Origin of the sequence: Massilia cellulosiltytica (assembly GCF_047325105.1) — a bacterium.
GTDB lineage: Bacteria > Pseudomonadota > Gammaproteobacteria > Burkholderiales > Burkholderiaceae_D > Telluria > Telluria orientalis.
This window is the reverse complement of record NZ_CP168562.1, coordinates 2427014-2439966: the sequence shown is the minus strand read 5'-3', so window position 1 is coordinate 2439966 and position 12953 is coordinate 2427014. Positions and strand designations below refer to the sequence as shown.

Annotated in this window: 11 protein-coding genes and 1 pseudogene; 7 read left to right on the top strand and 5 right to left on the bottom strand. The window is 66.4% G+C overall.

All coding sequences use genetic code 11. The features are described from left to right. Window positions 1–19 precede the first annotated feature (19 nt). From ACEN9H_RS10925 to pcaD, 7 genes and pseudogenes are all read left to right on the top strand, one after another. A pseudogene (locus tag ACEN9H_RS10925) lies at window positions 20–898 on the top strand (YHS domain-containing protein); the annotation flags it as partial. 21 nt (window positions 899–919) lie between these two features. Further along, window positions 920–1282, top strand: coding sequence for a phenol hydroxylase subunit P4 (locus ACEN9H_RS10920; protein ID WP_413674745.1), 363 nt, complete (start codon window positions 920–922; stop codon window positions 1280–1282). A gap of 13 nt (window positions 1283–1295) precedes the next feature. Beyond that, the gene (locus ACEN9H_RS10915) at window positions 1296–2357 is read left to right on the top strand and encodes an NADH:ubiquinone reductase (Na(+)-transporting) subunit F (RefSeq protein ID WP_056135123.1); all 1062 of its coding nucleotides are present in this window, start codon (window positions 1296–1298) and stop codon (window positions 2355–2357) included. Between the two features lie 7 nt (window positions 2358–2364). Beyond that, complete coding sequence (locus ACEN9H_RS10910; protein ID WP_413674744.1) at window positions 2365–3495, top strand: muconate/chloromuconate family cycloisomerase; 1131 nt, start codon at window positions 2365–2367, stop codon at window positions 3493–3495. A 16-nt stretch (window positions 3496–3511) separates the two neighbouring features. Next, on the top strand, window positions 3512–3802 hold the full coding sequence (gene catC / locus ACEN9H_RS10905; protein WP_413674743.1) for a muconolactone Delta-isomerase: 291 nt from the start codon (window positions 3512–3514) through the stop codon (window positions 3800–3802). A gap of 27 nt (window positions 3803–3829) precedes the next feature. Continuing rightward, window positions 3830–4741, top strand: a complete 912-nt coding sequence (gene catA / locus ACEN9H_RS10900) for a catechol 1,2-dioxygenase (protein ID WP_056135133.1) — start codon at window positions 3830–3832, stop codon at window positions 4739–4741. Window positions 4742–4753: 12 nt separating this feature from the next. Then, window positions 4754–5557, top strand: coding sequence for a 3-oxoadipate enol-lactonase (gene pcaD / locus ACEN9H_RS10895; RefSeq protein ID WP_056135136.1), 804 nt, complete (start codon window positions 4754–4756; stop codon window positions 5555–5557). 443 nt (window positions 5558–6000) lie between these two features. Here pcaD and ACEN9H_RS10890 read toward each other — a convergent pair whose 3' ends face one another. From ACEN9H_RS10890 to ACEN9H_RS10870, 5 genes are all read right to left on the bottom strand, one after another. Further along, a complete protein-coding gene (locus tag ACEN9H_RS10890; protein WP_413674742.1) occupies window positions 6001–8241 on the bottom strand; it encodes a TonB-dependent receptor in 2241 nt (746 codons plus the stop codon). 276 nt (window positions 8242–8517) lie between these two features. Then, a complete protein-coding gene (locus ACEN9H_RS10885; protein ID WP_413672294.1) occupies window positions 8518–9852 on the bottom strand; it encodes an IS1182 family transposase in 1335 nt (444 codons plus the stop codon). A gap of 54 nt (window positions 9853–9906) precedes the next feature. Beyond that, on the bottom strand, window positions 9907–11211 hold the full coding sequence (locus ACEN9H_RS10880; protein ID WP_229421010.1) for an ATP-binding protein: 1305 nt from the start codon (window positions 11209–11211) through the stop codon (window positions 9907–9909). 16 nt (window positions 11212–11227) lie between these two features. After that, the gene (locus tag ACEN9H_RS10875) at window positions 11228–11890 is read right to left on the bottom strand and encodes a response regulator (RefSeq protein WP_166855947.1); all 663 of its coding nucleotides are present in this window, start codon (window positions 11888–11890) and stop codon (window positions 11228–11230) included. Between the two features lie 78 nt (window positions 11891–11968). Then, a complete protein-coding gene (locus ACEN9H_RS10870) occupies window positions 11969–12946 on the bottom strand; it encodes a PQQ-binding-like beta-propeller repeat protein (protein ID WP_166855950.1) in 978 nt (325 codons plus the stop codon). Between the last annotated feature and the right edge of the window lie 7 nt (window positions 12947–12953).

The window sequence follows — 12953 nt, the reverse complement described above, 5'->3', positions numbered from 1 at the left end:
CGTCCTCGCGTCCGCGGTCGGCTACGCCCTCGATGGCTTTGACATGGCCACCGTGACCTTCGGGTTCTCCGCCCAGTCCGACGAATCGCGCCACATGACGCTCGGCCTCGAAGTCGTGAAGTTCATGCTGGAGCAGGACCCCGCCAACCTGCCCATCATCCAGAAGTGGGTCGACAAATGGTTCTGGCGCGGCTACCGCCTGCTCACGCTGGTGGCCATGATGATGGACTACATGCTGCCGAAGCGCGTGATGAGCTGGAAGGAGGCGTGGGAAATCTATTTCGAGCAGAACGGCGGCGCGCTGTTCGCCGACCTGGCCCGCTACGGCGTGCGCATGCCCAAGTACCACGAACAGGCGGCGCAGGAGAAAGACCACCTGTCGCACATCGCCTGGTCGATCTTCTACAACTTCAACCATGCCGCCGCGATCCACACCTGGGTGCCGGAAGAGCATGAACTGCAATGGCTGAAGGAACAGTATCCCGACACGTTCGAGCAATACCACCTGCCCCGCCTGCGCTACTGGCAAGAGCAGCACAAGGCCGGCAAGCGCTGGACCAATCCGGGGCTGCCGATGCTGTGCCAGATCTGCCAGATCCCGATGGCCTTCCCCGAGCCGGGCGACCCGACGCAGATCTGCTACCGCCAGGTCGAGCACAAGGGCGACACGTATCACTTTTGCTCGGACGGCTGCTGCGACATCTTCAAGGGCGAGCCGGAGAAGTACGTGCAAGCCTGGCTGCCCGTGCACCAGATTTTCCAGGGCAACTGTGGCGGCGCCACGCTCCCCGAGGTGCTCGACTGGTACCACCTGAAGCCCGAGGACAGCGGCGACTATGCCGACTCCGCCGACCGCGCCAACTGGGAGCGCTGGACCAACAACCATGACGCCGCCTGAGCGGCACGCGAGGAGACCGACATGCCTGTCATCGCATTAGCAGCCAACTACGAGGGCGACGTTCGCGACCGCGTGGAGAACTTCCATGGCAACCAGCTCGTGTATTTCGGCTGGGATCGCCACATGCTGTTCTGCAGCCCGTTCACCCTGCCGCTGCCGCCGGATATGCCGTTCCGGACACTGGTGGGCGACGTACTGGCGCCGCTGCTGGCCGCGCATCCCGAAGGCGCCGCCATCGACTGGAGCGCGGCTGCCTGGCTGCGCGCCGGCGAACCGTTCGTCCCCGATCCGGATGGCAGCCTCGCCGCCAACGGCATCGGACACAAGACCGTACTGCGCCTGCAAACGCCCCAGCTCGCCGGCATCGGCGGCAGCGGCAATTGATGGAGGAAACGCCATGTGCTACCAACTGACGATCGAGCCCCTGGGCCAGACGGTCGACGTGGCCGAGGGCCAGACCATCCTCGACGCCTGCCTGCGCGCGGGCGTGTGGCTGCCCCACGCCTGCGGGCACGGCCTGTGCGGAACGTGCAAGGTCCAGGCGTCCGGCGGCGAACTGGATCACGGCGAGGCCTCGCCGTTCGCCCTGATGGACTTCGAGCGCGACGAGGGCAAATGCCTTGCCTGCTGTGCCACCGTGCAGTCCGACATCACCATCGAAGCCGACATCGACCCGGACCCGGACGCGCAATGCCTGCCGCTGATGGACTACCAGGCGCGCGTGTCCCGCATCGAAACGCTGACCCCGACCATCAAGGGGGTGTTCCTCGACATCGAGCATGGGGATGCCCTGCCCTTCCAGCCGGGCCAATACGTGAACGCCTGGTTCGGCGGCGACGCCGCGCCACGTGCATTTTCCATCGCGTCCGCGCCGTCGTCGCGTGAAATCGAACTGAACATCCGGCTCGTGCCGGACGGGAAAGTGACGCCTTATGTGCACGACCAGTTGCAGGTCGGCGAACAGGTCATGCTGTCCGGCCCGCTGGGGCGGTTTTTCGTGCGCAAGAGCGACCCGCGTCCGCTGCTGTTCATCGCCGGCGGCTCGGGGCTGTCCAGCCCACGTTCGATGGTGCTGGACCTGCTCGAATCCGGCGACACCCGCCCGATCCGCCTGATCCAGGGTGCGCGCAGACTGGACGAGCTGTACTACCGGACCGAGTTCGAGCAGCTGGCCGCGCGCCATCCGAACTTCGAATACCTGCCCGTGCTGTCCAGCGAACCTGCCGATTCGCCGTGGACCGGCGCGCGCGGCTTCGTGCACGAACTCGCAGTACGCCGGTTCGAACACGATTTCCGCGGCTGGCGCGCCTACCTGTGCGGACCGCCGCCGATGATCGAGGCGAGCATCGCGGCCCTGATGCAGGGCCGGTTGTTCGAGAAGGACATCTTCACCGAAAAATTCCTGTCCGCGGCCGACGCCGGGCAAGCCGCGCGCAGCCCGCTGTTCCGTTCACTGTGAGGATGCCATGACCTACCCTGAAAGCAGGATCGAGCGTGTCGAGGTGCTGATCCTCGACGTGCCGACGATCCGGCCACACCAGCTGTCCGTGGCCACCATGCGGCAGCAAAACATGGTGCTCGTGCGCATACGCTGCGGCGACGGCATCGTCGGCTGGGGCGAAGCGAGCACGATCGGCGGCCTGGCCTACGGCGAGGAAAGCCCGGAGAGCATGCGTGCCAACATCGAGACGTACATGGTGCCGATCCTCGCCGGCGCCGACGCGGCCAATCCCGCGGCGCGCATGAACGACCTGCGCAGCCGCCTGCAGGGCAATCGCTTCGCGCTGTGCGCGCTCGAGACGGCGCTGTTCGACGCCCAGGCGCGCCGCCTCGGCGTGCCCTTGTCGGCGCTGTTCGGCGGCCGCGTGCGCGACAGCCTGCCCATCGCCTGGACACTGGCGAGCGGCGATACCGCGCGTGACATCGACGAGGCCGAACGGATGCTCGACCTGCGCCGCCACAACGTGTTCAAGCTGAAGATCGGCAAACGCCCCGTGCGCGCCGACGCCGCCCACGTGGCCGCCATCAAGCGCGCCCTCGGCGACCGTGCCAGCGTGCGCGTGGACGTGAACCAGGCGTGGAGCGAGACGGACGCCGTGCTGGGCATGCGCCTGCTGCACGACGCGGGCGCCGACCTGGTCGAGCAGCCCATCGCCGCCGCCAACCATGACGGCATGCGCCGGCTGCGCGCCATGAATCTCGTGCCGCTGATGGCGGACGAGGCGCTGCATGGCCCGCTCGATGCGTTCCGCCTGGCGGCGGCGCGCGCGGCCGACGTCTTCGCCGTCAAGATCACGCAATCGGGCGGCCTGACTGGCGCGCAGCACGTGGCGGCCATCGCGCAGGCGGCCGACGTCGCCCTGTACGGCGGCACCATGCTGGAAGGCGCCATCGGCACGATCGCGTCCGCGCAGCTCTTTGCCACGTTCCCGTCGCTGGCGTGGGGCACGGAACTGTTCGGTCCGCTGCTGCTGACCGAGGAAATCCTCGCCACGCCGCTGGAATACGCCGACTTCGCGCTGCGCCTGCCGGCCGGCCCCGGGCTCGGCATCGAACTCGACGACGACAAGATCGCCCGGCTGCGCCGGCGCACCTGACCATCGAGGAGACACCATGCTGTTCAAGGTAGCCATGACGGTCCGCCTCCCGCACGACATGCCGCGGGCACAGGCGGACGAACTGAAATCGACCGAACGCGCCGTCGCGCAGCAACTGCCGCGCGACGGCACCTGGCGCCACCTGTGGCGCGTGGCGGGACGCTACGCCAACGTCAGCATCTTCGACGTGGCCGACGCGGATGAGCTGCACGCACTGCTGACCGCCCTCCCCCTTTTTCCCTACATGGACATCGAGGTGGAGGCCTTGTGCCGCCACCCTTCGTCGATCCATGACGACGACCGCTGAACCATTCACGACAACAAGGAGACAGACATGAACAAGCAAGCCATGGCCGCACTGCTGGACAAGATCGAGAGCACGGAAACCGCGAGCGGCAATCCCCGCGTACAGGCGGTGGTGAACCGCATCGTACGCGACCTGTTCGTCACGATCGAGGAGATGGACGTCCAACCCGACGAATTCTGGAGCGCCGTCGGTTACCTGACCGAAGCGGGCCGCAACGGCGAATGGGGCCTGATCGCCGCGGGCCTGGGTTTCGAACACTTCCTCGACCTGCGCATGGACGAGGCGGAAGCGCGCGCCGGCGCCGGCGGCGGCACGCCGCGCACGATCGAAGGTCCGCTGTACGTCGCCGGCGCCCCCGAATCGCTGGGCAGCGCGCGCCTCGACCAGGACGAGCAACCCGGCGAGGTCCTGTTCATGCAGGGCCAGGTCCGCGGCGCGGACGGCACACCGGTGCCGGGCGCCCTGGTCGAGGTATGGCACGCGAACCACCTGGGCGGGTATTCGTTCTTCGACCCGAGCCAGAGCCCGTACAACCTGCGCCGCACGATCCGCACGGACGCCGACGGGCGCTACCGGTTCCGCAGCAAGGTCCCCGTCGGCTACAGCGTGCCGCCGGGCGGCTCCACCGACAAGCTGCTGAAACTGCTGGGCCGCCACGGCACGCGCCCGGCGCACATCCACTTCTTCGTCACCGCGCCCGGCCACCGCAAGCTGACCACGCAGATCAACATCGACGGCGACCCTTACCTGTGGGACGATTTCGCCTTCGCCACCCGCGAAGGCCTGGTGCCGCCGATGCGCAGGATCGACGATCCGGCGTCGCTGCGCGCGCGCGAAGTCGCCGCGCCCTGCTATGAGATCGACTTCGACTTCGACCTGCTGGCCGCGCGCGACGGCCTGCCGGCCGACCGGATACTGCGCGCGCACTTCGAGGCGTGAGGGGAGCGGCCGATGCGACTACTGAACCCGGGCCCGCGCCAGCTGGCCTATGCGCTCGACGGTCCGGCAGGCGCACCGGTCGTGATGTTCTCGAACTCTCTCGGCACACGCCTGTCGTCATGGGAGGCGCAGGCCGAGGCCCTGTCGGGACGTTTCCGCGTACTGCGCTACGACAGCCGCGGGCACGGGATGAGCGGCCTGTTCGGCGTGGACGAGCCGGGCCGGCGCGGCGAGGGTTATACGCTCGCGCAGCTCGGCGGGGACGTGCTGGACCTGCTCGATGCCCTCGACATCGAGACCGTCGATTTCTGCGGCATCTCGATGGGTGGGCTGACGGGGCTGTGGCTGGCGATCCACGCGGAGCACCGGTTGCGTCGGCTCGTCGTCGCCAACAGCGCGGCGCGCATCGGCTCGGCCGGTGCCTGGACGGAGCGTGCCGAACTGGTGCTGGTCGAAGGGATGGCATCCGTCGCAGCAGGAGCGGCTGGACGATGGTTTACGCCGGACTTCATCGCACGCGCCCCCGCGACCGTCGCACGCCTGATCGAGGGCCTGCGGACCTGCGAGCGACGTGGATACGCGGCGTGCTGTCTCGCGTTGGCGGAAGCGGACCTGCGCTCGGAGATTGCTGCCATCACGGTACCGACGTTGTTGATGGCCGGCGCCCAGGATCCGGTTACCACTGTCGAGCATGGCCGCATGATGCACGAGCACATCAGCGGCGCTTCCTATGTCGAGCTTCCGGCATCGCATTTGTCCAACATTGAAGCGGAAACGGCATTCAACCGGCACCTGCTGCGGTTTCTCGACAGTTGATTGGTTCGATGCGCCGATTCCACGCGGCGTCGGCCGGCCGGCGGTGGCACGCCGTTCCTCGGGCAGGCGGGCAAACTGCCACCGCCGAATTGCAATAAAAAGAGCTCGCCGAAGCGAGCTCTACAGTTCTAAACAAAAACAGTGCCGAAAAGGAAGCTTACTCCCACTCGATCATCAATGGCTGAGCAAAGCTGTTGAATTTCAGAGTCATTCTCGAGCCCTCTCAGGGCCATGCCACGAATGATACCATGATGAACGAGCCACGATCCGAGACGACTTTGCAGGCCGTTTTGACGTCTAAAAATCAAAGAGTTGGCTCTGCACCACACCGTTCACCACATGAGTTCGCGGAGCGTGACCTGTCAGGCCGCCCGAGAGAGCTCTGCAGCTGGCCATCACAAACAGCGGAGCCAGCGCGGCCAGCGAGACCGTTCGCCGCATCGTCAGAAGTCGGCGCGCGCGGACACCTGGAAGCTGCGCGGCGCCTGGAACGTGTACTGGTCGCCGGACACCGTCTTGCCCGGCGAGATCGAGGTCACGTCCTGCTTTCCGGCCAGGTTGAACACGTTCAGCTGCAGCTTCAGCGCCCGCAAATTCATGCCCGGGTTGGCGAAGCGGTAGGCGAGCGATAAGTCGATGTTCGTGTACGCGCCCGTGCGGTACGCCTCGTAGGCCGCCGGCTTTGCGGGATCGTAGTCGGCCTGGTACACGGCGCCCGTGCGCTTGCCGATCAGCGAACCCGCCCAAGGACCGGCGTTGTACAGGAGGCCCAGAGCGGCTGTCATGTCGGGCGAGCCTGAAATCGTCTTGCCCGTGTCGTTGGCCTCCGCCTTGTTCTTCGAGCCGTTGGCGTACAGCGCGACGCCGCCGCCGACCAGCCATGTGGCCTGGCCCTCGATGCCCTTGTAGGTGGCGCCGCCCACGTTGACGTACGCGGCGTCGGTGCCGCCGAGGCCGTTCGATACGTACTTGTTCTTGAAATCGATCTTGTACAGGTCGACGTCCCAGGTGAGTGCGTTCGATTCGCCGACGATGCCCAGCTGGTAGTTGGTCGACTTCTGCGGGTCCGAGCTGTTCTTCGTCGGGTCGGCGATATAGAACGACTTCAGGTCGGGGATCTGGAAGCCTTCCGCGTACTGTGCGTACACGGCCAGGCCATCGCCGATGCGCTGGTTCGCCGTCAGGAACGGCAGCGTCGCCTTGTACTCGACCGACGTGTGCTGCAGCACGCGCGTCGTCTGGTTAACGGCGGCGTCCACGGCGCGGCGGATCTGCACGCGCTTGACGCCCGGGGTGACGGTGAGATCCGGCGTGACGGACCACTCGAACTGCGCGAACGGCTGCACGTTATGGATCGTCGACTGCTGGTCGAACAGCACGTCCGGGAACGTCACCGGCACCGGCTTGGTTTCGCGCGGGTCGCGCACGCCCAGCGTGAGGTCGAGGTCATACTGATGGCGGTCCGTGTCCGACCGCTCGTACCACACGCCGGTGCGGAAGGTGCCCGCCTCGAACGACTTGTTCAGGCGCAGGATGTCGCCCCAGACGCGGTACTTGTTGCGCTTGTCGATGCCGGGGATGTCCGCATTGCCCTTCGGGCCGGCCTTGGTGCCCGGTGCCGTCAGACCGGTCGGGTCGGTCGACGAGATCGTTTCGTTGTCGTATGCGTAGGTGTAGAGCTGGTTGTCGGTCGCCCAGCCCGCGCCCCAGTTGGTTTCCAGGCGCAGGTAGTCGAAGTCCGTGTTCTTGGACGTGTGGTTGAAGCCGGCGTAGTTGAAGCTGGCCGGGTCGTCGTTCAGGCTGTAGTTCTTGCCGTACTTCGCCACCTGGGCCAGCGTGGGTCCCTTGTTGTTGTCCGGCTGGACGTAACCGATCTGGTTGGCCGACACGAAGAAGGTCGCCACCGTCGACTCGCCGAGCGGCCGGCGCACCTTCAGCATGTAGTTGTCGCTGTTGATCGTGTTGCGGGTCAGGTAGCCGTCCGACTGCAGGTGCTGGTAGTTCAGCTGGATCGTCCCGTTGCCCCAGCCGGCCAGCTGGCCGCTTTCCCACGACACGCCGCCCAGGCGCGTGTTCCAGGTGCCGGCCGAGCCGAACACGCTCGTGTGCTGCTCCTTCGACGGCTTCTTCGAGAACAGGTTGATCGAGCCGCCGAAGGTGGCATAGCCCAGGTTGTCCGCATTGCCCGGGCCACGCTCGACGATGGCGCCGCCGATCACGGAACCGGGGAAGAACGACATCGAGTGGTGCGCCGGATTGTTCGTGTCGCCCCAGGGAATGCCGTCGAACGTGATGTTGTACTGATCGTCGCCGAAGCCGCGCATCGTCGTCTTCGTTTCCGACAGGCCGGGACCGTTGGCGGAATCGCCCGACAGGCTCGGTGCGATATTCACGATGCGGCTGTACTCGGCGGCCGGCGTCACCGACAGTTCGATGAAGTCGCGCGTGATGATAGATTGCGGCTCGGTAGCCGCCAGGCTCGACTGCGTGGGCGCGGCGGCGGATGCCGTGTGGTTGCCGAGGTAATCGCCGTTGCGGGCGCTGACGACGACGGTCGGCACGGGCCCGGCGTCCGCGGCATCGGCGGCGGGAGCGACTTCAGGAGCGGCCTGCGCCGACAGGGTGGCAAGGGCGAGCGAAACGGAGACGGCAAGGCGCCGGCGCGAGAACGGATGCGTGGTCATTGGTGAGGATGATGAGTTGGCAAATTTATGGAACGCTAACGTTTTGAAATTTGGCAACTATATGCACGCAATATGACCCGGTCGTTACGGTGCGCCGACATGAACGATTGGTAATGTTGGCGTTTTGCGCACAGCCGCTAGGAGTCCGCGCGGCAGAAGCTAAAAGACGTCGTTTCATGGGCGCGCTTGTTGATGTCGGCGACTGACGCGCAATCGGCGGTGCCTGATCGGTACGATAACGGCGGCGACCAGGCGGTTTCGAGGGTGTTTCCTGGCTCAGGTGGCTAGCAGGTTTCCCATACGGCGTAAATTCAAGGCGGCGCAGACGAGCTTCCACTCGGCTGCGGCCTTGCGCAACCCACGCATGCTGAAATTGCGAAAGCCCATCACGTGCTTGATCCAGGCATTGGGCGCTTCGACGATGGCTTTACGCCGCCGATAAGCGTCCCTGGCCTGTGGCGTGCGCATCTTGGCACGCATGGCTGTCGTGTAGGGATTGGTCCGGGTGTCCAGTTGAGCGCAGTCTTTACCCTCGCGTCCAAGCGCCACGTACAGGTCGGTCGGATGGGCTGCCAACTGGGCAAATGTCGACTCGGCCCGATATCCCGCGTCGGCCAGGGCAACGTTCGGCACCTGACCGGTCATGGCTTCGACGGCGGTCAGCATCGGCCCCAGGTTGCCGGCATCCGATCCGCAATTGGTCAGTTCAGCCGCGACGATGATCTGGGCGTGCGCATCGACAGCCGTCTGGCCGTTGTAGCACTGGTCGAAGCCACCGCCGGCGCGCTTCATGATGCGGCTGTCCGGGTCGGTGAAGTTCTCCTGCGCCGAGTCCTCCGGCACGCCGAAGTCGCGCTTGTAGCGGTTTCCGTTCTTGTTTTTTGGCTTGCCATCCTTGTCGCGCGGAATGCGGTCGTCATCCTCGCTACGCCCCTTGGCGCGGTCGGCCTCGCGCTGGCGCGCTTCGAGACGTTCCCGCGCCGCCTGGATCACTTTGAGCCGGTCTTCGCGCCGTTCAATCTCGGCCGGCAGGTCCAGTTCCGGTTCGTCCCGCTCAGCCACGTCGGTCTGCCGGGCGCGCTCCATCAACTGCGCGATCTGCTCCTTCAACTCGGCTTGGGCATCGACCATCCGCCGATAACTCATCGCCTTGTGCCGCGACGCCGAGGCTTTGACCTTGGTGCCGTCGATCGCCACCGTCCCAAGCTTGACCAGGCCGCATTCGCGCGCCAGTCTCACGACCTGGACGAACAGGGCCGACAGCTCATCCAGATGCAAGGCGCGGAAATCGCAAATCGTCCTGTGCCTGGGGAAGTTGCCGGCGCCGAGAACCCGGAACGCGACGTCCTCGTGCAGTTTGCGCGCGATCTTCCGGGACGAGAACACACCGCTCGCGTAGGCGTACAACAGCACCTTCACCATCATCGACGGATGAAACGGCTGATTGCGCGGGCCACCGCCCGCGTAGCGCGCATGAAACGCACTCAGGTCGAGCAGATCGACCGTGTCGTTGATGAAATACGCGAGATGCCCTTCGGGCAGCCACTCCTGCAATGCGGGCGGCAGCAAAAACTGCTGCTGCGGATCGTATGGAAGATAACTGGTCGTCATCCCCAGATTCTATCCGTAGCAGCCCGTCAGTTCCATCTTCTGCCGCGCAGACTCCTAGCGGCGCGGGAACCGCACCGTCACCATCAACCCGCGCCCTGCCGGCCCGTCGTCGAGCGTCACGGTCGCCCGATGCGCATTGGCGACGCTGCGCACGATCGACAGGCCCAGTCCACTGCCCCATTCGGCATGCCCCGCGCCCCGGTAAAAGCGGTCGAACACCCGTTCGCGCTCCGCCGGCGCGATGCCGATCCCGTCGTCGGCAACCTGCAGCGTAATCTCGCGATCGGTCTGGGTCATGGTGACGTCGACGCGGCCGCCGGGCGCCGTGTAGCGCAACGCATTGTCGAGCAGATTGCCGACCAGGATACGCAAGCCGTCGGCGTTACCGGACAGGCATGGACCGTCGAGGTCCGCTTCGGTCTCGACGATGCCCAGATCGATGCCCCTGGCGCTGGCCTGGTCGTAGCGCTCGCCGATGCAGGCGCGCGCGAGTTCGAGCAGATCGACCGGTGCCGGGGCCGCTTCGCCTGCGTCGCCTTCCTGCCTGGCGGCCGTGAGCAATTGCTGCACCAGATGGATGGCACGATCGAGGCGTTGGTGCAGTTTGGTGAACGCGGCCGCGCGCTGTACGTCGTCGGTGGCGCGCTCTGCGAGCTGGAGCTGCAGTTGCAGGGCGGTCAAGGGCGAACGAAGCTCGTGTGCCGCATCCGCCACGAAGGCGCGCTGGCTATGCAATGCATGGTCGAGCCGCAGCAGAAGGTCGTCCATCGCCGCGACGACGGGCCTGAGCTCGGGCGGCTGGTCGCGCTCGGCGAGCGGCTGCAGGTCGCTCGGCGAGCGGCGGCCCAGCGCCTGCGCGAGCCGCGTCAGTGGCGTCAAGCCGCGTCCCACGACGGCATAGATGAGCACGCCCAGTATCGGCAGCATGGCCAGGAACGGCAGCAGCGAACGCAATGCCAGGCGCGCCGCGAGTTCCTCGCGCGCCGACACGGATTGCGCCACCTGCACCCGGTCGCCGCCGCGCTCGGCGAGATAGACGCGCCAGGTATCGTCGTTGCCGGTCAGCGTCGCGTAACCGGGCCGCGCGGCGGCCGGCAGTACGTGCGCGGTGGTCGAGATGTAGCCGAGCCGCCCGGACCGGTCCCAAACCTGGATCACCACCTCCTCTTCGGGATCGCCATGCTCGCGCCGCGCCGGCAAGCCGGCTTGCGTGGTCGGCAGCGTCGTCGCCATCTGGCGCAGCTGATAGTCGAATAGCTCGTTGGATTCTTCCAGGACCTTGAAGTAGATGGCGCCGCCGGCAACGAGGGTGCACGCCAGGGTCCCGCTTAGCAGCCCGAGCAGCAGTTGGCTACGCATTGTCCTCATGAGGTCCTCATGAGGACAGCGGTGCCACATAGCCGACGCCGCGCACGTTCCTGATGAAATCTGCACCGAGCTTCTTGCGCAGGCGGTGCACGTAGACGTCCACCGTATTGCTCTCGACCTCCTCGTTCCAGCCGTACAGCTTCTGCTCCAGCAATGCCTTCGACATCACGCGTCCGGGCGGGTCAAGCAACGCGGCCAGCAGCGCGAATTCGCGTGCCGACAGCGGCAGCGGCTGCCCGTCGAGCAGGGCCTCGTGCGCGGTCAGGCGCAATGTCACGCCGCGGTGCACGATATCCGGTTGCGCGCGGCCGGCGCCGCGCCTGAGCAGTGCGCGCACCCGCGCGAACAACTCTTCCAGGTCGAACGGCTTGACCAGGTAATCGTCGGCGCCGCCGTCCAGCCCCTGCACGCGGTCGGCGGTACTGTCGCGCGCCGTAATGATCAGGACCGGCGCCCGGCCGCCGCGGTCGCGGTACTGGCGCAGCACGTCGAGACCGTCGCGACCGGGCAGGCCGAGGTCGAGCAACAACAGGTCGTAAACGTCCGTCACCAGCGCCAGCTGCGCGGCGCCGCCGTCCCGCACCCAGTCGAGCGCATAGCGTTCCGCGCGCAGGCCTTCGGCGATGCTGTCGCCGATCATCGGGTCGTCTTCGATCAGCAGCAGGCGCATGGGTGGTCGATGCGGGAGCGTGAATTTGTCATGGGACACCTGGAAAATCGCGCCGCCAGCTTACCGCAAACCGCGCGCTCATGGGCCGACGACCACCATGGTGAACGTTTTGTCGACGACGGCCGGCAGGAACACCCGACGGCTCGCCGGATCGAACGCCATGGTGCGCGCGCCCTTCACGGTCGGCACCTCGACCGCCGGCGCATAGTGGTCGGCGTCCAGCTGGCGCACCACGCTCAGCGTACCCGCGCCGTTTGAGGAAAACACGGTGGCGGTGCCGGCATCGTAGTGTGCGGCGTCCGGATGGTCGCCGATCGCGATGCGCGCCACCACCTTGCCGCTCGCGCTGTCCGTGACCATCATCGCACGGTTGCCGCACACCGAGAACAACCGCGCGTGCGCAGTGTCCAGCGCCAGTCCGCTCGGTTCGTCGCAGCCGGCCAGGGGCCAGTGCGACAGCACGCGGTCCGTCGCGGCGTCGATCGCAACGATCTCGTCCTTGTCCTCGATGTTCACGTAGACGCGTTTGCCGTCGGTGGCCGCGAACTCCGGCTTGCCGCCGACCGGAATTGTGGCGACCTGCTTCCCGCTCGCGGCGTCGAACACGCTCACGTCCTTGCTCTTGCCGTTGAACGTGTACAGTTTGCGGGTGGCGGGCTCGTACAGGATCGCGTCCGGATTCGCGCCCTTCACGGCAAGCTCGCGCTCGACCCGCAACGTGTCGAGGTCGAACACGGTAACGGTGTTGGCGCGGCCATTGCTGGTGAAGCCGAGCTTCAGGTCCTGTGCGAATACCACGCCATGCACGCCGGCCGTATTGGGAATCTCGCCGACCGACTTGCCGCTGGCGGCATCGAGCACCTGCAACCGGTCGCCGCGCGTGACGAACAGGCGGTTGCGCTGGGTGTCGATGGCGAGATAGTCCCAGCGTGTTGCCGGGCCGAGGTCCCAGCGCTGTTGTACGGCGTAGTGGACCGGCTCGGCGGCGGTGGCCGGGGACAGGCAGGCCGCCAGCGCAGCGCCGACGAGGAACGGTTTGATCAGGACAGGTTTCACGGTTTCT